At 50.1% G+C, this 19,785-nt stretch carries 19 protein-coding genes and 1 tRNA gene; 12 read left to right on the forward strand and 8 right to left on the reverse strand.

Features of this window, described 5'->3' with window-relative positions; all coding sequences use genetic code 11:
* Nucleotides 1-5 precede the first annotated feature (5 nt).
* Nucleotides 6-911 carry a site-specific tyrosine recombinase XerD gene (locus tag RIC29_07080; protein ID MEQ8734670.1) on the forward strand — a complete coding sequence of 302 codons (906 nt, stop codon included), beginning with the start codon at nucleotides 6-8 and terminating at the stop codon, nucleotides 909-911.
* A gap of 166 nt (nucleotides 912-1,077) precedes the next feature.
* Nucleotides 1,078-1,638: an HNH endonuclease gene (locus RIC29_07085; GenBank protein MEQ8734671.1), complete on the forward strand. Its 561-nt coding sequence runs from the start codon at nucleotides 1,078-1,080 to the stop codon at nucleotides 1,636-1,638.
* A gap of 44 nt (nucleotides 1,639-1,682) precedes the next feature.
* Here the strand turns inward: RIC29_07085 and RIC29_07090 are convergent, their stop codons facing one another.
* From RIC29_07090 to RIC29_07100, 3 genes are read right to left on the reverse strand one after another with little or no spacing between them, the layout of a single operon-like run.
* Nucleotides 1,683-2,252 carry a demethoxyubiquinone hydroxylase family protein gene (locus RIC29_07090; GenBank protein MEQ8734672.1) on the reverse strand — a complete coding sequence of 190 codons (570 nt, stop codon included), beginning with the start codon at nucleotides 2,250-2,252 and terminating at the stop codon, nucleotides 1,683-1,685.
* Between the two features lie 4 nt (nucleotides 2,253-2,256).
* Nucleotides 2,257-2,760: a disulfide bond formation protein B gene (locus tag RIC29_07095; protein ID MEQ8734673.1), complete on the reverse strand. Its 504-nt coding sequence runs from the start codon at nucleotides 2,758-2,760 to the stop codon at nucleotides 2,257-2,259.
* 8 nt (nucleotides 2,761-2,768) lie between these two features.
* A complete protein-coding gene (locus tag RIC29_07100; protein MEQ8734674.1) occupies nucleotides 2,769-3,350 on the reverse strand; it encodes a YqaA family protein in 582 nt (193 codons plus the stop codon).
* A gap of 136 nt (nucleotides 3,351-3,486) precedes the next feature.
* On the opposite strand from RIC29_07100, the gene RIC29_07105 reads away from it, so the two are divergent.
* Both RIC29_07105 and RIC29_07110 read left to right on the forward strand, forming a co-directional pair.
* Nucleotides 3,487-3,573 (forward strand) — tRNA-Leu (locus RIC29_07105).
* A gap of 74 nt (nucleotides 3,574-3,647) precedes the next feature.
* The gene (locus tag RIC29_07110) at nucleotides 3,648-4,028 is read left to right on the forward strand and encodes a hypothetical protein (GenBank protein ID MEQ8734675.1); all 381 of its coding nucleotides are present in this window, start codon (nucleotides 3,648-3,650) and stop codon (nucleotides 4,026-4,028) included.
* Between the two features lie 27 nt (nucleotides 4,029-4,055).
* Here the strand turns inward: RIC29_07110 and RIC29_07115 are convergent, their stop codons facing one another.
* Nucleotides 4,056-5,315 (reverse strand): aminotransferase class III-fold pyridoxal phosphate-dependent enzyme, encoded by a 1,260-nt coding sequence (locus RIC29_07115; protein ID MEQ8734676.1) that lies wholly within the window; start codon nucleotides 5,313-5,315, stop codon nucleotides 4,056-4,058.
* Between the two features lie 267 nt (nucleotides 5,316-5,582).
* A complete protein-coding gene (locus tag RIC29_07120) occupies nucleotides 5,583-5,915 on the reverse strand; it encodes a hypothetical protein (protein MEQ8734677.1) in 333 nt (110 codons plus the stop codon).
* A gap of 272 nt (nucleotides 5,916-6,187) precedes the next feature.
* On the opposite strand from RIC29_07120, the gene RIC29_07125 reads away from it, so the two are divergent.
* Complete coding sequence (locus RIC29_07125; protein ID MEQ8734678.1) at nucleotides 6,188-6,832, forward strand: acyl-homoserine-lactone synthase; 645 nt, start codon at nucleotides 6,188-6,190, stop codon at nucleotides 6,830-6,832.
* 73 nt (nucleotides 6,833-6,905) lie between these two features.
* On the forward strand, nucleotides 6,906-8,264 hold the full coding sequence (locus RIC29_07130) for a cytochrome P450 (protein MEQ8734679.1): 1,359 nt from the start codon (nucleotides 6,906-6,908) through the stop codon (nucleotides 8,262-8,264).
* 60 nt (nucleotides 8,265-8,324) lie between these two features.
* Here RIC29_07130 and RIC29_07135 read toward each other — a convergent pair whose 3' ends face one another.
* Nucleotides 8,325-9,080 (reverse strand): LuxR family transcriptional regulator, encoded by a 756-nt coding sequence (locus tag RIC29_07135; protein MEQ8734680.1) that lies wholly within the window; start codon nucleotides 9,078-9,080, stop codon nucleotides 8,325-8,327.
* Between the two features lie 576 nt (nucleotides 9,081-9,656).
* Here RIC29_07135 and RIC29_07140 point away from each other — a divergent pair.
* The 3 genes from RIC29_07140 to phoU all read left to right on the forward strand — a co-directional run bounded on the left by RIC29_07140 (nucleotide 9,657) and on the right by phoU (nucleotide 13,631).
* On the forward strand, nucleotides 9,657-10,556 hold the full coding sequence (locus RIC29_07140) for an alpha/beta hydrolase (protein ID MEQ8734681.1): 900 nt from the start codon (nucleotides 9,657-9,659) through the stop codon (nucleotides 10,554-10,556).
* 19 nt (nucleotides 10,557-10,575) lie between these two features.
* Nucleotides 10,576-12,804, forward strand: coding sequence for a molybdopterin-dependent oxidoreductase (locus RIC29_07145; GenBank protein ID MEQ8734682.1), 2,229 nt, complete (start codon nucleotides 10,576-10,578; stop codon nucleotides 12,802-12,804).
* A gap of 119 nt (nucleotides 12,805-12,923) precedes the next feature.
* Entirely contained in the window at nucleotides 12,924-13,631 is a 708-nt protein-coding gene (gene phoU, locus RIC29_07150; protein ID MEQ8734683.1) for a phosphate signaling complex protein PhoU, read from the forward strand.
* A gap of 71 nt (nucleotides 13,632-13,702) precedes the next feature.
* Here phoU and RIC29_07155 read toward each other — a convergent pair whose 3' ends face one another.
* Together RIC29_07155 and RIC29_07160 are read right to left on the reverse strand one after the other, a co-directional pair.
* Nucleotides 13,703-14,542 (reverse strand): hypothetical protein, encoded by an 840-nt coding sequence (locus RIC29_07155; protein ID MEQ8734684.1) that lies wholly within the window; start codon nucleotides 14,540-14,542, stop codon nucleotides 13,703-13,705.
* A gap of 27 nt (nucleotides 14,543-14,569) precedes the next feature.
* Complete coding sequence (locus RIC29_07160; GenBank protein MEQ8734685.1) at nucleotides 14,570-16,255, reverse strand: EAL domain-containing protein; 1,686 nt, start codon at nucleotides 16,253-16,255, stop codon at nucleotides 14,570-14,572.
* Nucleotides 16,256-16,445: 190 nt separating this feature from the next.
* On the opposite strand from RIC29_07160, the gene RIC29_07165 reads away from it, so the two are divergent.
* The 3 genes from RIC29_07165 to RIC29_07175 are packed head-to-tail and all read left to right on the forward strand — an operon-like array spanning nucleotide 16,446 to nucleotide 19,732.
* A complete protein-coding gene (locus RIC29_07165) occupies nucleotides 16,446-17,555 on the forward strand; it encodes an S-(hydroxymethyl)glutathione dehydrogenase/class III alcohol dehydrogenase (protein MEQ8734686.1) in 1,110 nt (369 codons plus the stop codon).
* An 8-nt stretch (nucleotides 17,556-17,563) separates the two neighbouring features.
* Entirely contained in the window at nucleotides 17,564-18,421 is an 858-nt protein-coding gene (gene fghA, locus RIC29_07170) for an S-formylglutathione hydrolase (GenBank protein MEQ8734687.1), read from the forward strand.
* 48 nt (nucleotides 18,422-18,469) lie between these two features.
* Nucleotides 18,470-19,732, forward strand: coding sequence for an MFS transporter (locus RIC29_07175; GenBank protein MEQ8734688.1), 1,263 nt, complete (start codon nucleotides 18,470-18,472; stop codon nucleotides 19,730-19,732).
* The last annotated feature ends 53 nt before the right edge of the window (nucleotides 19,733-19,785 follow it).

A 19,785-nucleotide genomic window follows, 5' to 3' on the forward strand; every position in this document is an offset into this window, starting at 1 on the left:
AAACTGTGAACCGTCATGTCGACTCTTTTTTGGATATGATGTCGGCCGAGCGGGGAGCCTCTCCTAATACTTTAGATGCGTATGCTCGGGACTTGGAAAACTTGGCTGAAGATATTGATGCCGATGTTTCTCAAGCATCGGCAGATCAATTGCGCGGTTTTTTGAGTCGTCTCTTATCTCAAGGTTTGAGACCCACTACGGCAGCAAGAAAACTTTCTTGTTTGAGGCAGTTCTATCAATTCTTATTTGCCGAAGGGGTGCGCGCTGACGATCCAACATCAGCTTTGGACAGTCCAAAGCAAGGCGCTCGTTTACCGAAATACCTTGGTGAGAAAGAAGTCGATTTGTTGCTGCATGCTTGTCGTCAAAAAACGACACCGCGCGCATTGCGGCTGACAGCCGTTCTGGAGTTATTGTATGCGACGGGTCTTCGCATCACTGAGTTGGTCTCGTTACCGCTGGCCGCTGTCTCCCGTGATCGACCTGTTTTGATCGTGCGCGGCAAGGGTAGCAAAGAACGTATGGTCCCGATTGGCGCGCCTGCACGAACGGCTTTATTAGAGTATCTTAAGACCCGAGAGAACTTCATGCCTGTTTCGCAAAAATCCTCCCCGTGGTTGTTTCCTGCGCAAACGAACAAGGGCCATATGAATCGTGGAGCTGTCTCCAAAGCACTGAAAGACCTTGCGGTTGTTGCGGGTATCTCTCCTTCACGTGTTTCGCCGCACGTACTGCGCCATTCTTTTGCATCACACTTGTTGGCGCATGGAGCTGATCTCAGAAGCCTCCAACAGATGTTAGGGCACGCAGATATCTCGACAACCCAGATTTATACTCATGTGCTGGATGAGCGCTTGCGAAAATTGGTTCAGACCAGTCACCCGTTGTCTGGGATGGCACTACCAACCTAGAGAAACGCCCTGATTTGCAGCTTCAGGTGGTGCAAAACTGTCATAAGACTGTGATGCGGATTTACGAGCACAAATGTAGACTTAGACTCGATTTTGCGTTCATCCCTAAAAAAGGCTAGATTTTTCAAGCAGTCTTTTCTGAGCAGGGGAGTACATTGCTGTCGTGATAAGTGCCGCTCAAAATAGCCCGGCTCTGGTTCTGAACGCTGATTTTCGGCCGCTCAGTTATTTTCCTTTGTCCCTGTGGTCCTGGCAGGAGTCTATTAAAGCTGTATTTCTGGAGCGTGTGAATGTGGTGTCTGAGTATGATACTGTGATTCATTCGCCCAGTTTCGAACTTAAACTGCCAAGCGTTATCTCTCTGAAGAACTATGCGCCAACGGATCGCTCTCCCGCTTTCACACGTTTCAATGTTTTTCTTCGTGATCAATTTATGTGTCAGTATTGCGGTGCCTCACATTCGGCAAATGACCTCACATTTGATCATGTGGTTCCAAGATCCAGGGGCGGGCGCACAACTTGGCAGAACGTTACTGCCGCATGTTCTGCTTGTAACTTAAGAAAGGCGAACCAGACGCCAAGCGAAGCAGGTATGGCGCTGCGTTGTGTTCCTGTAAAGCCCTCTGCGCACCGGTTGCAGGAAACCGGTCGCGCTTTTCCTCCGAATTATTTACATGAAAGTTGGCGGGATTTTCTGTATTGGGATTCCGAACTTGATCCTTGGTAGAGTTGCGGCCAAAGGATGTGGTCGTTGTTCTAAACGCGCTCTTCTCAGAGCCGTTTTGAGAGCCAGATAGCGAATCTTGACCCTGCTTTAACCGCCTCAGTCAGTACAAGGTATGCTGGTGCTTGTTCAGCACCTTCAGCGAGACCGATGTCACGATGATGCTGTTCATCAGCACGAAATTCTTCAATCACGCTTCTCAGGTCAGCGTCGTCATCACCTAGCTGGTTGGCTTGTTCTGCATAATGCTCATCAATAACCTCTTCTACTGCAACGGTGCAGGCCATTGCGGCTTCACGTCCTAGTAAGGCGGTGCCCGCCCCCAACGCGAAACCGGCGACATGCCACAATGGCTGCAAGGCCGTTGGTCTTATGCCGCGCGCGGTGAGTTCTTTGCTAAACCTCTCCAGGTGTGGCAATTCTTGGTCCAACATGTGCTGCACGATAGGCTCTGCATCTGTGCCTTCAAGAATAGCCAATTGGCCTTCATAGATTCGTTTCGCGCCGTACTCGCCTGCTTGGTTGACCCGCACCATTTGTGCGATTAACTCAGCACGATCTGGATCGCCCGGAAGCCGATTTTGTGCTGTCTGCTTGGGTGATTTTGTGTCCGGCATATCTTTAGGTTTCGCTTTTCCAATAATTACATGTGCGGGCGGCTTTAAGAGCTAGCCCTGCCAGAAACAGTCCTGCAACAACATTGTAACCAGCGAAGGAAATACCGAAAAGCGTGAATGGTATGTCATTGCAGGCGGGTTGCCCGGGTTGCTGCAGGGCCGAGCGAATATCTTCAACAGAGAATGCAGCGGCATCTGTAGGCGCGCAGGCGGCGTTCCACCATTCTTGCTCAACGCCAACATGGAAAAAGGCGATAGCTGCCGTGGCAGTGAAAAGAAGTGCCGCGATATATGCGGCCAGGCGGCGTGATTCAGCATCAACAACCGGTAAAGTAGATAGTCCAGCCAAAGCTACGACACCCATGTAAGGCAATCGCTGATACAGACATAATTCGCACGGAAACAACGCAAACACATATTGAGCCACCCAGGCGGCCGTCAATGCCATCAATGCCGAGATCGCTAAAAGACTCATAATACGGGTGCTGGTGAGCAAGTGGGAGGTCATAAGGGCGTCTATCCGATAAACCGAATGGCAGCAAATCCGCTGACCAGTAGAATAAATGCAACAGTTACAACCAAACCAAGACGTTTTTCTACAAAGGTTCTGATGGACGGACCAAATTTCCACAATAGGGCGGCTTCAAGATAAAAACGTAGACCGCGTGAGAGCAGGGCAGCAAAGATAAATACCAATGGATCTAGGGCTGCTGCGCCGCTGGCGATTGTGATGACTTTAAAAGGAAAAGGCGTCAGTCCGGCGCCGAAAACGATCCATGCGCCCCAGTCAGAGTACATCGCCTGAAATTCGCTGAATTTGTCCGCGTAGCCATAAATTTCAAGAAGGGGTAACCCGAATGTGTCGAACATGAAAAGGCCGATGGCGTATCCAGCAATGCCACCTAACACGCTGGCGACAGTCGCTATAGTTGCTATTTTCCATGCGTTTTGTGGGGCTGCCAACACCATCGGGAGAATCATCACGTCCGGCGGTATAGGGAAGATTGAGCTTTCTAGAAACGCAATGATGGCCAGCAACGCCATGGCATCGCGTCGCCCTGCTAACCTCAGGGTCCAGTCATAAAGTCTACGAATCACGCAAAAGCTCCATATCCTGCGGTTTAGCAGGTCATGGGGGGGGCAGCAACGGCGTCGATACAGTGCTAAAACAGCATAAACGCTCAGGCCGCTTGCGAGGGCGCAAGTGCGCCGCTATAACGACCTCTTCTTACGTGCGGGTGTGGCGGAACTGGTAGACGCGCCAGACTCAAAATCTGGTTCCTTTACGGGAGTGGGGGTTCGATTCCCTTCACCCGCACCATAGAACTTCAGCCTGCGACTTTGGCAATACATGCCGACCTGGGGCTGTGCCAATTTCGCGGAGTTCCTGATAATATGCGCATTCTAAACATTTTTTCCGTTGTTTTTATGTTGAGCATACTCTCACCGACTGCTCACGCATCCTGTGTTACGATTGCACTCCTGGATGAAGCCGGATCTGTCATTAAACCGAATGGTCTTGTGACGGCTGTCAAAGTGGGGGAAACACCGATCTTTGTGCAGGAGCTCCCTACTCACACTGAGCAGCGTGAGGTGGGTGTTGTGGGCTGCCCGCCGGAGGTTATTAGGCCAGTGCAAGATATTTACAACGGATCTTGTATAAATGATGAGGCGCTTCAGTTAACCGCAACCAACAACGGCACCACTCTTAAAGCTGTGCGTGAACGATGCAACGCACTGGCAGAAGCAATTTCGACCGCGCAGCTGGTACGATAGATTTTATCCAATTAAGACAGAATTTTATTAAGATGTTTGTAAATTGGCAAAGCAGCCATCAGCAGCACTTTCATTAAATGCCCCCGACATTGCTTCTATAATAAAATCAACATCCTCGTGTGTGTGGGCTGTCGATAAGTAGCCAGTTCGGCTTGTATGCAGTGTGATGCCGCGGTCCAACAAGTGAACAAAAAAAGTGTCTTCTGCCCGTCGGGCATCGTCTAAGTCATGTTTTGAGGCAAATGTTTTTGGGGTCTTGAAGACGAGCTTAAAGATGGAGCTGCATTGCTCCAGTATGATAGGCGCATTTGCTGCAGCCCACCGGGCATTAACGCTTTTTGTTAATCTGTCTGTTGCGCTATCAAGATCATTGTAAAGAGTATCCTTGTGCTCGCGGAGAAATGACAGGGTGGCTAAAGCCGCTGAGACGCTCATGACATTCCCGCCAAACGCACTCCCTGAAAATACCGCCGGTGATTCATCCTTCGGTGCAAATACCTTCATGATATCTGTACGTCCTGCAACAGACCCCATGGGCAGCCCACCGGCCATTACCTTGCCATAAGTTACGAGATCTGGAGATAGGCTAAAACGCTCTTGTGCGCCACCAAACGCCAAGCGAAATCCGGTTGTCACTTCGTCGAGAATAACCAAGACGCCACATTCATGGCACACACTTTGAAGATCGCGGAGCCATGTCCCGTCGTGGCTCTTTGGTTCACTGCTTTGCACAGGTTCAACAATGATTGCTGCGAGGCTATGCCGCAAATCGCGAATGCGTTGGAAGGCCGAAGAACTGCCATAAACGAGGGGCTCTATTACCTCGTCTAAAGCCAAGGGAATGCCAAGACCTATATGTACTTTCTGGCTGACGTGTTCACTGTCCGCAGTGATGAGGCTTTGGTCATGGCCACCATGGTAGGCACCAGTAAACACGCCAATCACATCTTTACCTGTATACGCACGAGCCGCACGCATTGCTGTCGCTGTGGCTTCTGCGCCAGACCCGCACAGCAAAGCGCGTTCATTGCTTGCACCAGCTGAGCAGATCAGTTCCGCTAAGGCCAATTGACCTTCGTTGCTGAAGCCGAAATTCCAGCCTTTGGCAATTTGAGCTATGAGTGCCTGCTGTACGATATGCGGTTTATGCCCCAGAAGGTTAGTCCCAAATCCCATGCAAAGATCAATGTATTGATTGTTGTCGATGTCCGTAATTCTGCACCCCTCTGCAGACCGCATAATCGGTTGCGGGGATGCACCACCACTGATCGTGACGACGTCGGTCATCACCTTTGAACAATCAAGGCGCATTTTCCATGAGTGGCATGTCCGTGCTTCTAATTCGGACAGTGCGATATCGTATCTGCTATTGAGAGATTCTCTAATCATATCTGTTGGCGGCCTCTGGCGCGGTTGCGGGGCAAACGCATGGCCTTCAAAATGAGCGGCTCTGTATGGCTGTTTAAGATGCGGCATGTTTTAGAAATCATCTCAATGACTGCAGAGAAGGGAAGAACTGATAGCAGCGTTGTGCCTTAACTGAACCAGGGGCGATTAGCGCGATGGCGTGCTGGAGTCACCGTCGCAAGATCGCTCTGCCAAGGCAGAATCTACTGCTGTTCGCCAGGGCTGGGTCGATGCACGTTCTGCAGAAATTGGTTTTCGCATCCGCCTATAAGGCGTTTGACCATTTGCAATGCCCTCAGCCTCACTGAAATAGTTCAGGGCAATGGAGAGGGAGATGAGATCGCTCAAGGCTGAGTCGCACCGGGTCGTTTGGTTGTCAACCGCGGTACCCATTGATTTTTCAAACTTCGAGTGATCTTCAGTCACCGGGGCGCCAAATTCTGGGCGGTCTGGTGGCCAGTATAAGGGGATGTGCGTCATAGAGCAGCCTCGCAAGTTACAGTCTTTGAACCTCTGAGTTCCGATTCGGAACTCTTCGGATTGCACTCTTAAGCGGCACAATTCCGACTTAACCTAACGGCGTAAAACCACATCTAGCCTCTGGATTGGTTGTTGCTTCACACCCGTTAGTTGAGAGGCAAGTCTGCACGACCCTTTAATGGTTGCTACCTGTCAGTTCTGACAGGTTATCCGTTGCCTTAGTTGTGATCCGATACAACCCACTACTTCTGATACGGGCAAGGTCACATAAAATGCAGGCTTCAATAATAGAAATGCCAGATCAACGGTCCACATCAACGATGGCGTTAGAAGGTATGTTTCGCCTGCGTCACGAGGTGTTCAAAGAACGCTTGAACTGGGATGTCGGTTGCATCGCAGGCAAAGAACGCGATGACTTTGATGATCTCGATCCTGTGTATATCGTCTGTGAAGAAGAGGGCGAAGTCATGGGCTCGTGGCGGTTGCTCCCTACAACGGGGCCTTACATGCTGAAAAATGTCTTTCCCGAATTGCTGCATGGCGCGCCTGCCCCGGAAGCTGAAAACACCTGGGAGATAAGCCGATTTGCTGTATCAAAGCGGGTCGTAGGAAATGACTCTCTCGGGACCATTCGCACAGTTACGAATACCCTTCTTGAGGAGCTCTTTAAATTTGCTTCACGGCGTAACATAGAGCGCATCGTTGCTGTATCGGATATTCGGTTCGAACGCATTCTCAAAAGAGCCGGGCTTCTAACAACACGATTTGGCGAGCCGTTGCAGATTGGTGTCACGAAAGCTGTTTCTGGATATGCTGATGTCAGTCAGTTGAATATGAAACGATTAGAGTTGACAGGTCAGAAGTTGATGTCGGATTTCACATCTCACGCTTTAGACACTCATAAGCTGGCAGCCTAGTCTGAGCAGACCACGGGACGTTAGTGTGGTTGATGAGACGATTTGGCATAGAGGTGAGGCGTAAATTTAGAGGATGTTTAGACGGTCGAAGTTAGACGGCCCCAAGGGTCATCCAATTCTTGGGGTGCTGCCCCTGTTGCGCACGGACACGGCGCGCTTTTTTGAGAAATGTTCACAGCAGTATGGCGATTTGGTGCCACTTAGGATTTTCATGACGACAGCATACTTGCTTAATCACCCGCAGCACGTAGAACACGTACTGCAAACGAATCATCGCAATTATCGCAAGTCTCCGCTTGTGGATCGCATGAAGCCTTTGTTTGGAGAAGGCATTTTTATTGCTGAGAATGAGCAATGGGAGCGCCAGAGAAAACTTATACAGCCTTCGTTTAAGCGGAAAAACCTGCAACTCCTTGGGGATCATATTATCCGTGTAATTGGCGATCATTTGCAAGCGTGGGAGGAGAAATCCAAGAATAGGGAAGAGTTCAATCTTTCTGAAGATATGTCAACTTTGACAATCGACGTACTCATGCAAGTTTTCTTTGGTTCTTCTCTTGCAGACGACGGGTTGCGTCTATATCGCGCTATGCAACTGATTAATGAAGTTACAGCAAAACGTGTTTGGGACATTACCACTCTAGCTTCAATGCTACCCACTCGTGAGAACCGCGCATATAATTCTGCAATTGCTGAGGTTCATGAGGTTGTTGCCGGAATGATTGATCGTCGGCGTATAGTCGATAAAAATGAAGTTGCCGATGATTTGCTGAGTATACTAATGGTCGCCTGTGATGGCGATGAGGTCATGACCGATGATCATTTGCGCGATGAAATAGTGACGCTCATGGTCGCTGGGTTTGAAACCACGGCGAGCCTGTTAGTTTGGGCGATCTATTTTATGTACGAGAACCCACACGTACTTGAGCGTGTTCGAAGCGAGGCCGACAATACATTACAAGGGCGACTGCCGTCTAATTCAGACTTAAAAGAGATGGAATACACGAAACGGGTAATTCAGGAAGTTGCCCGATTACGTCCTACAGTTTGGTGGTTCTCTCGAACGGCAATTGAGGATGACATTATCGGTGGAGAGTCGATAAAAGCCGGAACAACAGTGCTAATTTGCCAATATGTTTTGCACAAACTGCCCAGCGAGTGGGAAGACCCAGAGCGATTTGATCCTGACCGTTTTTTGCCTGAGAAAATTGCTAGGCGATCAAAGTTTGCCTATTTGCCCTATGGAGCGGGCCCCCGGGTGTGCCTTGGAGCGGGGCTGGCTAATTTGGAAATGCAGTTCATTCTTCCACTGATTTATCGAAAGTTTGATGTTGAAATAACGTCTGACCTAAATCCAGATATTGGAAACTTTATTTCTCTGAGACCTAAGGAAGATATGAGGGCCCGGATAACTGCACGGTTACGTCACTAGCAGGGCATGTCTGACTAATTGTAAGATTAAGTCTAGCGCGAACAGAAGAATTCACGTCACTTAAAAGGATAGCATTCCGTAACTCATTGCCTTAGCGGCGGCGTGGGTCTTGTTGTGAACACCGAATTTAACCATTGCATTTTGAAGATGAAAATTTACCGTTCGCTCGGAAATGGAGAGAATGGACCCAATTTCCCAGGCTGTTTTACCATCTGTTGTCCAGCGAAGGATTTCGATTTCTCTGTCAGTTAAGGCGATTGGTTTTGGAGTCTCAAGTGTCCGCAATTTAGATTGCGCTACCGAATGAGCATAATTCGCGAGCAAGTGCAGGTCATGCTTAGTTTCCGTCACATGTGCTGTAAATTTGCTCCCTTTAATATCAGAATAAAGACACAGCATTCCTAGTTCGCCTGCTGGTCCGTGTATTGGAACAGCTAATCCACGTTCTATTCCAAAGTCATGGGCATCTGCCATCATTTGCGCTTCATCACATGTGAGCGTATTGATGCGGTACCCCTCGTCCCAAACGATTGGCAGTCGTGCTTTAAAGGCATCTGTCACCACTGGGTCGCTGGAGGCATAATTTTCTTTTATGTAATGTTCTGTCCATGAGGAATCGATATTCGTGACGTGTATCATGTCAGCAAAAGTATCTTTTAGCTTGGCGTTTAACACGACCTCGGTATTCATTGAGAAATAGACAAAAGACTTATAGCCTAGAGCATCGCAACTACGATTAAGGACATCGTGAAACGAGTTTCTGTCTCGAATTAATTCAAGATCAGCTAGTGCATCTGATGTTTGCAGGCGAATCATTCTGTGGGTGTTCCAACTCACGTCATGTGGTTATTGAGTAACCTAATACCAATTCAGCCCTAAAATAAATCAGTTTTGACTTACAATCAATCTATCAATCTATGATTTCGGATATTTGAAAGTACCACCTGTGATAAACCCGCGAGGGGCAAAGCAGCGTCCTCTGATGAAATTCAATTATTAAGTGCAGATACTCATCTATTTTGGCTGCTGCTTTGCTCTCGTCCTCGGGAATCATCATCAGTGCTATCATAATTGCCGCCAGAGTGCTGATGGGCTTGGCTGTTAAATTTGCCCTAATGGATTGGGAATAATTCCCATCAAGAAAGTGACATCACTCAGTATTGCCGTGCCTACCATAGTTGCCATACCAACTATCATGATCACAAGCAAACGGGCTCGTGTTTCTGTTTTGAGATAAGGTCTAATAACAATTTGGGCTTCAGTCTGACCCATAAAAATATTCAGTGTCACGGCATGAGCGTGTTGTGAAGGCTTGGCCGTTGGATGGCAATTTCTTTACCGGGGTGGTGCGTTTGTTTACAACCACATGGCGTATGTGGCTTAAGGATGATCATGAGACCTCCCGATAAGCAGGATTACGGCAGCGGCATCCACAAGACCTTCACGTCTCAAGATGGCCTTTGTCTTCACTATGTGGAGTATAGCGGCCCCAATCATGGACTCCCGGTCTTATGTATGCCTGGTTTGTCCCGCAATGCGCGTGATTTTACCAGCATCGCAGAGCATCTAAGTGCAGACCGCCGGGTTTATTGCGCCGATTTTCGTGGCCGCGGCCAATCTCAGTGGGACCCCGATCCCACAAACTATCAAGCGCCCCTCTATGTTATTGATATGCTCACCTTATTGGCTCAAGAAAAAATTGACCACGTTCTTCTAATCGGCACCTCTTTGGGCGGTATCGTTGGAACCGGAATGGTGCAGGCAAATCCAACACTGGTCGCGGGACTTATTCTTAATGACATTGGACCGGTAATTGATCCCAGGGGTCTTGCGCGTATTGGCGGATATCTTGGCAAGGCAGACCTCTGGTCGACGTGGGAAGAGGCGGCCAGCAAGCTGAAGGCCGTAAATGATGTTGTCTACCCTGATTTCTCTGATGCGGATTGGGTTCGCTATGCACAAAAAACCTGCCGTAAAAACCAGGATGGACTGATTGTGCAGGATTATGATCCACGTCTGTCGGAGGGATTTGCCGCTGACAGTGCAGCCACCTTAGATTTGTGGAGCCTCTTTGAAGGATTGAAGGAAACGCCAACGCTGCTATTGCGCGGCGAATTATCAGATTTGTTATCTCAGGCAACAGCCCAGCAAATGCTGAATCGGTTGCCAAACCTAAGCCTTGAAGTCATCAAAAATCGAGGCCATGTGCCGACGCTGGACGAGCCAGACTCACGCGCTGCCATAGAGAGTTTCATTGCAAAAGTAGGTTCTCTGGACTCTCAATCGTCGTGATTTCACAGGAGCACAGACTATGAATCCTTCATCTGAATCGCTCCCGTCTGTGCGGACAGTCTCGGCGCTGGGTGCAACCCGTCGCACGACCATCAAAGCTTTGTCTTTTGTGGGAGGCGGGCTCCTAATTGGTTTGCCGCGTGCACAGGCGCAGCAGTCTTTTGATCTCTCCCAATGGCCAGGCCGCCCAGAGCAGGCTTTTGAGTATTGGTTGCAAATTGCCCCCGATAATACCGTTACAGTAAATCTTCATCTTGCAGAGATGGGGCAGGGCATTATGACCGCTGTGGCGATGCTTGTGGCTGAAGAACTGGAAGCGAGTTGGCAAGATGTTCGTGTGCAGTTCGCACCAAATGGTCCAGCTTATTACAATCGGGGGTATAGCCTGCCCCTTGAGAGTACGGGCGGGTCTACCTCTATCCGTGGGGCTTTCAATCACAGTCGCGCGATTGGCGCTGCGGCGCGCGAAATGCTTCGGGCCGCGGCTGCTCGCGAATGGGGCGTGCCAATCTCAGAGACCCGCGCAGAGTTGGGGCAGGTATTTCATCAAAGCTCAGAACAGCGCCTGACCTTTGGATCTCTTGCAGAAGCCGCTGCCAAGCTTGCGCCGCCCCAAGATGTTTTGCTCAAGCCAAAATCGCAATGGTCAATTATCGGGCGTTCGCAAAAGCGTTTGGACACGCCGGCCAAAGTGGATGGTTCGGCAGGGTTTGGAGCTGACGTTCAGTTCCCGGGACTGTTAACCGCTGCTGTGCGCCATTGTCCGTCTTACGAAGGGCGGCTTATATCTGTTGACCCAGCACCAGCACTTGCCGTTGCAGGCGTTGAGCAGGTTGTCGAACTGGATAATGCAGTTGCTGTCTTGGCGCAGGGCTACTGGCCAGCACAAAAAGGCTTGGATGCACTAACGCCAGAATGGGATCTCGGCCCGCGCGCGGCCTATGGTATGGCTAATTTGGAGTTAGACCTTAAGGCCGGATTAACCCTGATGGATGCGCCAGTGATTCGAGAAGACGGAGATATCACAGCGGCGATGAATTACGCTGACTCCGTTTATGAGCAAACATTTGAAGCTCCTTACCTGGCCCACGTCTGCATGGAACCGATGAACGCAACGGCGTGGGTGCGAGAAGACGCAGTAGATGTATGGCTGCCCGGTCAGGGGCACTCGATCATCGTTGATGATGTCTCCGCATTGCTTGCTGTCGATAAAGAGACAATACGCGTTCATCGCACATTTCTAGGTGGTGGTTTTGGTCGGCGTGGAGAATCCGATGTCGCCGTTCAAGCTGTGCGTCTCTCCCAAAGTGCGGGTGGGCGGCCCGTTAAGGTGCTCTGGTCGCGGGAAGAAGATGTCCGCCGCGATTTTTACCGCCCCGCAGCTCAGGTCCATATGCGCTTTGCTCTCGGTGAAGACGGTTTGCCGATCGGGCTGGATGTCATTGGTGCAAGCCCGTCTATCAGCATGCGCCGTTTCCCAGCGTTCATCAAAGATGGGAAAGACCCAGGCGCATTCTCTGGATTTCTGGATACTCCTTATCCCTTTGATCACCAACGTTATCGACATGCCATGATCGATAACGGTATTCCAGTCGGGTACTGGCGCTCCGTAGGGCACAGTCAAAACGTGTTCTTTATGGAGGCGATGATCAATGAGTTGGCTGAACGTGCAGGTCTAAACGGGCTTGAATATCGTCGGCGCTGGTTGGCGGATGATCCGCGCATGATGGCGTTGCTAGACGCTCTTGAAGAATTCAGTGGTTATAGTGATCCTTTACCGCCTGGGCAGAGCAAAGGCATCGCGCTTAATGTGTCGCACGGTTCGCTATGTGCACATGTAATTCATATTTCGTCCGGCAAGTCCTCTGGTGTCAGTCGTGGGTTCAAAGTGGAACGCATTGACTGCGTTATTGATCCCGGCGTCGTGGTGAATCCTGCTGGCGTGGCCGCTCAAGTTGAGAGTCAGGCGCTGGACGGTTTATCTGCTGCGTTGTTCGGGAAGGTCATCATTGAGAACGGCGGAACCAAAGATGGCAATTTCGATACTGTTCGTTTGTTACGTTTGGGCGAAGCTCCTGAAGTGCGTGTGCGTATTGTCGAATGGGATGCGGCATCGCCTGGAGGACTGGGCGAGCCTTCGTTGCCGTCAGTTGCGCCAGCGCTTACAGATGCGATCTATCAGGCCACGGGCAAGCGACTCCGCAGTTTACCTGTGATTCAGCATGGCTTAGACATTGCCAGTGCTTAATTAAAGGCGTAGTTGTATTCGTAAGTCATAAATTCTTCACGAAGAATTGTAGACCAGAAATAGAGAAATTTTCTGAACCTGCTAATATTATGGCATGACAAAACGTTTGGACGATTGCGATGATGGCGACAGCACATACAGTTAAATCTTTTGACGAAGAACTTTCCTCTTTGGAAACGAGTATTCTTCAGATGGCTGGTCTCTGCGAAACCAACCTGACTCTCTCAGTTGACGCGCTTATGAAGCGTGATGCTGAGACCGCAGCAAAGTTAATTGAAGCTGATGCCCGAGTTGACCAATACGAACGTGACATTGAAGCCAGCGCATTTCGCCTTCTGGCCTTGCGGCAGCCAATGGCGGACGATCTCCGGTACGTATTTGGCACTGTCAAAATGTCGGGAAGCCTGGAACGTGTCGGTGACTACTCAAAAAATATTGCCAAGCGTACACTTATTCTTTCCGAACACCCGAGTATTTTACCGCCTCCTGACTTGGTGCGCTTGTCTCAATTGGCCTGTGAACGCCTGAGAGACTCTATAGACGCGTTTGCCAATCGCGATGCAGAGAAAGCGGCGTCAGTGTGGAGCCGTGACCAGGAAATTGATGATTTTTATGCGCGTATAATGCGCGACATATTTTCTGAGATGAGTGGAGACCCAGAATCTATCGAATGCGGTGCGCATTTTATGTTCATTGCTAAAAACCTTGAGCGGGTCGGAGACCACGCAACAAATATTGCTGAGGTCATTGAATTCCAGCTTTCTGGCAACTGGCGCTCTGGGGAGCGACCCAAAATTGACACTCTGATTGAAACGCAACCCATATAAAAAAATTACGCTGTCTCGGGCAATCCAAGTTTTAACCGCTCAATCTTTGCGGCTTTATCTTCAGAGCTTTTTCACAGACCACGCCTCAATAACGTTGCCAAGACCGTCATACGACAAATATTTGGTGGGAATTGAGTAATCAATCCTTTCAGAACCGTGGCAGTTTCAACACTCGGCGGTTCAAGGTCTGGTAACGGTAGCGTAAAATAGAAGCGCTCTGCGTGTTCCTCTCCGGCAATCTTCATGGCTTGGGCTGCATGCTCGAAGTCGGAGCCTTTAAAGATAGGGGCTAGATTTAATTTCAGGCTTTGCAAAAACTCAGGCCACTGCCCGAAGTGCCGGTAAAGCGATGGGACAACGCCGGTATCACCACCATGAATCTGTACCGCTAATTCATGCAGCGCTGCGCGTACATTTTCTGGTGCTGTTTCCAGGTCTGCCATGGGCAGCAGTGCCTCAAGGCTGTGGTCCACTCTTAAGTTTCTGCTCGATAGTGCCGTTGAAGCGCCAACGCTCGCGCTTTGTGGCCTTTGATCCAGCGCGAGATCGATAATCTTCAACCCAATGAGGTTCATAGGGTTCGCGCGCCCATAGGCATCAAGCACCCGGTCAATCGCCTTTATAGCGTCGCTAGACAATGCAGCCTCTTTAAGAGGCCCACTAAGATCTACTTTCTGCCCAGGCAAGACCTGACTGGTTAAGGTCGTCGCGGCTTTTGGAATTTTTTCATTGATGTACAGGGGGCGAATGGTTGACCATGCCCAATGCAGGCATCCAGGTACAGTCGCCATATGCCGGAACAGCAGATTAACCATGGGAACGCCGATGACCGCGCGGATATCACCATATAACGCTGCAGTTTGACCCGTCGCATCACCTTCTTTTATTTCGGGTAAGCTAGGAGTGGCCATAGTGCTTAATCTCTTAGTGGCAAGCTCTTAATAGCTGGGCATGAGGCTTGATTGGCGCAGCATTTCTTCCATTTCATAAGCCGTCACTGGCCGAGAATAGAAGTATCCTTGAATAATGTCACAGCCATGTTCTTTTAAGAAATCGACATGCTCCAAAAGTTCCGCGCCTTCAGCGACCACTTCAAGATCCAGTCCCTTCGACAGGCCAATAATAGCGCGGGCAATCTCTGCCGTATTCTCATTTTCCTGAACGTCATGGACAAACGCCCGGTCAATTTTAAGGGTTGTGATTGGGAACCGTCCCAGGTAGCTCAAACTTGAGTATCCCGTGCCAAAGTCGTCGATGGCCAAGCCACACCCGAGATCGCGTAACTGTTGCATCTTGGCAATAGATGCATCGACATTGTCCATCAACATGCTCTCAGTGATTTCCAGCTCCAACCATCGTGGATGCAGGCCAGAGTCATTGAGCGCGGAGACAATTCTGTCGTAGATATCTGGTGACTTGAATTGATGTGGCGATACGTTAACGGCCATACGTACTGGGTCATAACCCTTGTCTTGCCAGTCTTTATTTTGAAAACAAGCGCGTCGCAAAGCCCAATTACCAATCTCCTGAATCAGCCCGGTTTCTTCAGCGATCGGGATAAACTTATCGGGGCCTATCATGCCGTGTTCTGGGTCTTGCCAGCGTATGAGCGCCTCACATCCTTTTACGATGTCCGTACCTGGCGCCACTTTTGGTTGATAATAAAGAACGTAATGCTGTTTTTCGAGCGCAACACGCATACGCTTTTCCAAATCCAAACGGGCTTTCGCTTTGGCATTCATGTCAGAGGCAAAAAACTGATACTGATTGCCGCCAAGCCCTTTGGCATGTTGCATGGCGCTGAGGCTGTCTTTCAGCAGGACATCAAAGTCTTCGCCATCGGCAGGCCAGATGCTGATTCCAATGGACATGGTGATGCGCACATCTTCACCGGCGACCTTGAAGATTTTCTCCGTCGCGTGTAGCACCTTTTCGGCAACGATGACGCTGTCATCAATGGCTGAGATGGGGGTGACAACTGCAAATTTATCACCGTCTAATCGTGCGGCCGTGTCGCTTTGTCGAATGACTTCTAACAGTCTGTCTGCCATTTCCTTCAGCATGGTGTCGCCGGTGGTAAAACCCAGCGCGTCATTAATGAAGGTGAAACGGTCGATGCCCATGACCAATAAGGCGATGGATTTGTCTGTCCGCCGTGCATTCAATATGGCTTGATCAACACGGTCAGAAAGCAGGCTGCGATCCGGTAGGTTGGTCAGGCTGTCATAGCCGACACGGCGTGTCCCGCCGGACTCAGCATCGGACTGGAACGTTTCAGATAAAATGACCGCCAGAAATTGGGTGGGTATGTTGTCGGTATTCAAAATCGGCGTCATGCTCAAGCTATGCAGCTGCGCTTTGCCGTCTGCATGCTTTGAGCGCACCGAGTCATAGTTTTGAGTATCTGCGCTTGCAGCGGCCCAAAGACTGTTGCAGAAGTCTTCGTCATTGAAATCTTTGAACAACTCACGGGCATCTTTGCCAGATAAGTCACTTCCGGAATAACCTGTCAAACGCTCAAACGCTTGGTTGACACGCGCAATTTTGCCGTCGCGATCGGTCACCATAATGGCATCGCTGGTCGCGCTTAGCATCGCGTTAAGTAGCGCTTTGGTCTCAGGCATTCCCGCCCCGGATACGTATCAATTTCTAAATGCGATCCCAATGTACCCCGGTCGACCGCAGGTTGGTAGAGGCTTAAAGCACTCTGTATTTTCGCACCTGTCAAAGCTGGCAATCTACGGTCAGCCTGGGCATGATGGGCCTCACTGCGGCAGACTGTGCCGTTCAGAATTTTTTACATAGGGACTGAAAATGGACGTTAAAGCTGCTGTTGCCTTTGAGGCCGGAAAACCGCTTCAAGTTGAAACCGTACAGTTGGGTGGCCCAAAAGCTGGTGAAGTTCTGGTTGAAATTAAGGCCACAGGCGTCTGTCATACGGATGCGTTTACGCTCTCAGGCGATGATCCAGAGGGGATATTTCCGGCCATTCTAGGTCATGAAGGCGCGGGCGTAGTGGTTGAAGTCGGCGTGGGCGTAACTTCGGTGGTGCCCGGTGATCACGTTATCCCCCTCTACACGCCTGAGTGCCGCGAATGTGATTTTTGTCTAAACCCCAAAACCAACCTCTGCCAGTCGATCCGGGCGACACAAGGACAGGGACTGATGCCCGATGGTACCAGCCGGTTTTCGCTGAATGGTGAGCCTGTTTTTCATTACATGGGTTGCTCGACGTTCGCCAATTACGCGGTTATGCCGGAAATTGCTGTCGCCAAGGTCCGCAAAGACGCTCCATTTGATAAGATTTGCTACATCGGTTGCGGCGTGACAACGGGCGTCGGCGCGGTGGCGTTCGATGCCAAGGTGGAACCGGGGTCAAACGTGGTGGTGTTCGGCTTGGGTGGCATTGGTCTGAATGTTATCCAAGGCGCACGCATGGTGGGGGCAGATAAGATCGTCGGCATCGATATCAATGAGAGCAAGGTGGCATTGGCTAAACAATTCGGCATGACTGATTTTATCAATCCGACCAAAGTTGATAATATCGTCGAAGCCATAATGGATCTCACTGGCGGCGGTGCCGATTATTCCTTCGAATGTATCGGCAATGTCGAGACTATGCGGCAAGCGCTAGAGTGCTGCCACAAGGGTTGGGGGGAAAGCATCATCATTGGTGTTGCTGGCGCCGGCCAGGAAATCTCAACTCGTCCTTTCCAGCTAGTGACCGGACGAGTGTGGCGCGGGTCTGCTTTTGGCGGAGCCCGTGGCCGAACCGATGTTCCCAAAATTGTGGAGTGGTACATGAATGGCAAGATCAATATTGATGATCTCATAACGCACACCATGCCGCTCGATAAAATCAACGATGCTTTCGATTTGATGCATGAAGGCAAGTCGATCCGTAGCGTTGTGTTGTACGATTAGGCATCACCATGACTCTTGAAACGCTTTCTCAGCATCATTGCTTTGACGGGACCGTTGGCTTTTACGCTCATGATTCTGCCGAGACTCAATGCCGTATGAAGTTTTCGGTCTTTGTGCCGCCGCAAGCTAAGTCCGGTCCGGTGCCCGTACTGACGTATCTGGCGGGCCTGACCTGTACCGAAGAAACCTTTATGATCAAAGCCGGGGCACAGCGCGTCGCTGCAGAGCTTGGTATTATGTTGGTCGCGCCTGACACGTCGCCTAGGGGTGATAACGTCCCCGATGATCCAGAGGGCGGATGGGATTTCGGTTTGGGGGCAGGGTTTTATGTAAATGCGACTGAAGCGCCCTTTGCAACTCATTATCGTATGTACTCATATATAACGCATGAGCTAAGCCGCTTAATCGCCGATCATTTTCCAGCAGATACGAATCGTCAGGGCATTTTCGGTCATTCCATGGGCGGTCATGGGGCCTTGACGATTGGTCTTAAGAATCCAGCGCTCTACAAGAGCATTTCTGCGTTCGCGCCCATATGCTCTCCGCTCAATTGTCCGTGGGGCGAAAAAGCGTTCAGCGGATACCTCGGTACTAAGCAAGAAACTTGGCGGTCCTATGATGCGGCAGCGCTCATCGAAGGTCTCTCCAAGGAAGAGGCCCATAAACGACCAGCGTTGTTGGTTGATCAAGGTATGGACGACCAGTTTCTGGAGCAACAGCTTCATCCACATTTATTGGAAAACGCCTGTTCCTCAGTTGGCTTGGCCCTGACTCTGCGCAGTCACGCAGGTTATGATCATGGCTATTACTTCATCTCGACCTTTATGGAAGATCATCTCCGGCATCATGCAGCTGCCCTTTCGTAGTTTGTTTCTGCCCGCTGCCCGCTATCACAAAATAAGGATTCCCCGGTTATGAGTCGCGTTTTCTACGGTTGGTTTGTGTTGGCTGGGCTGTGCCTCACTTATGCTGCATCTAACGGCATTTTGTTGAATACGCTGCCCCTATTTTATCCATCTCTGATTATGGAATTCAGCTGGGATGCAGCAGAAGTAACCGGGCCAGCATCCTTATCCTTCTTTGCCACAGCCATTTTGTCTTTGTTCGTGGGTTATCTCGTTGATCGGTTTGCGCCGCGTCCGATGATGATCATTGGGTCCATTATTTTTGTTGGCGTTCTCATCGCCTATCGCTACATCACAACACTTGATCAGATGAAGATGATCTATGTCGGGTTCTCAGTTGCATTAGCTCTTAATGGAATTTTGCCCAGCATGGTCGTCACCAGTCGCTGGTTTAGCAAGTATCGCGGCCTTGCTGTTGGCATTTTGCTCATGGCCTCCAGCTTTGGTGGGGCGGTCCTCCCTCTCATCATTGGCCCAATTCTTGATGAGCAAGGCTGGCGGATTGCACTGCTGACTGTGGCCGGAATTGGCTTTGTCATGATGGTCCTGCCGTGCGTCTTTATTTTGCGCAATGACCCAAGTGAAAAAAATACGGTCCCCGATGGCGGCATCAGCGCTGTGTCAGAAGTGACAGAAATACCTGAGGCCAGAGGTGTGGTGGCTGGTATTAAACTGGTCGACGCGATGAAAACGCCGATGTTTTATCTGCTCGCGTTCTCAACCGCCGTGATGTGGTTTTGTATCTCAGGGGTGGTTCAGCATCAGTCGATTTATCTTGGCAGTGATCTTGGGCTTCCTGGTCCTCAACTGGCACAGGTGTTCAGCGTGTTTTTCTTTTCGTCGGTCATCGGCAAAGTGCTGTTCGGCTGGCTCAGTGATAAGTTCGCCAAGGTCAACATCATGTTGCTGGCAACAGCTAATTTAACTGTTGGTTTGGTGGTTCTGCGATTGGTTGATGGTGATAGCATGGTGTCCATTTATGCCTATGCAGTCATTTATGGCATAGGATTTTCTGGGGCTTTTACCATGATCCAACTGATGATCGCTGAGCTGTTTGCTGGCCCGACATATGGCAGAATTTTGGGCGTTTATGTGTTTATCGATACGCTGGCGGGTGGAGTGGGTATAGCCGTTCTTGGCCGCATGCGGGTTGCATCCGAAAGTTACCTCCCTGCGATCAATCTGATGATTGCTCTCTGTGTCGCAGCATTCGTTTGTGTATTACTCATTAAACGCTCAATTAACGCACCAGAGCCAGTGCGAGTGGCGTAAGGTCTGCTAGATTAGAGGCAGGGTAAAGCCCAGTTAGTGAAGTAGGGGAATTG

The sequence above is a fragment of the Rhodospirillaceae bacterium genome, from assembly GCA_040219235.1.
Classification (GTDB): Bacteria; Pseudomonadota; Alphaproteobacteria; order Rhodospirillales; family Rhodospirillaceae; genus WLXB01.

Coding starts and splice junctions, on each gene's coding strand:
- RIC29_07090 (MEQ8734672.1), bottom strand. CDS start 2,252: ATGCCGGACACAAAATCACCCAAGCAGACAGCACAAAATCGGCTTCCG.
- RIC29_07095 (MEQ8734673.1), bottom strand. CDS start 2,760: ATGACCTCCCACTTGCTCACCAGCACCCGTATTATGAGTCTTTTAGCG.
- RIC29_07110 (MEQ8734675.1), top strand. CDS start 3,648: ATGCGCATTCTAAACATTTTTTCCGTTGTTTTTATGTTGAGCATACTC.
- RIC29_07115 (MEQ8734676.1), bottom strand. CDS start 5,315: ATGACCGACGTCGTCACGATCAGTGGTGGTGCATCCCCGCAACCGATT.
- RIC29_07120 (MEQ8734677.1), bottom strand. CDS start 5,915: ATGACGCACATCCCCTTATACTGGCCACCAGACCGCCCAGAATTTGGC.
- RIC29_07125 (MEQ8734678.1), top strand. CDS start 6,188: ATGCAGGCTTCAATAATAGAAATGCCAGATCAACGGTCCACATCAACG.
- RIC29_07130 (MEQ8734679.1), top strand. CDS start 6,906: ATGTTTAGACGGTCGAAGTTAGACGGCCCCAAGGGTCATCCAATTCTT.
- RIC29_07135 (MEQ8734680.1), bottom strand. CDS start 9,080: ATGATTCGCCTGCAAACATCAGATGCACTAGCTGATCTTGAATTAATT.
- RIC29_07140 (MEQ8734681.1), top strand. CDS start 9,657: ATGAGACCTCCCGATAAGCAGGATTACGGCAGCGGCATCCACAAGACC.
- RIC29_07145 (MEQ8734682.1), top strand. CDS start 10,576: ATGAATCCTTCATCTGAATCGCTCCCGTCTGTGCGGACAGTCTCGGCG.
- phoU (MEQ8734683.1), top strand. CDS start 12,924: ATGATGGCGACAGCACATACAGTTAAATCTTTTGACGAAGAACTTTCC.
- RIC29_07155 (MEQ8734684.1), bottom strand. CDS start 14,542: ATGGCCACTCCTAGCTTACCCGAAATAAAAGAAGGTGATGCGACGGGT.
- RIC29_07160 (MEQ8734685.1), bottom strand. CDS start 16,255: ATGCCTGAGACCAAAGCGCTACTTAACGCGATGCTAAGCGCGACCAGC.
- RIC29_07165 (MEQ8734686.1), top strand. CDS start 16,446: ATGGACGTTAAAGCTGCTGTTGCCTTTGAGGCCGGAAAACCGCTTCAA.
- fghA (MEQ8734687.1), top strand. CDS start 17,564: ATGACTCTTGAAACGCTTTCTCAGCATCATTGCTTTGACGGGACCGTT.
- RIC29_07175 (MEQ8734688.1), top strand. CDS start 18,470: ATGAGTCGCGTTTTCTACGGTTGGTTTGTGTTGGCTGGGCTGTGCCTC.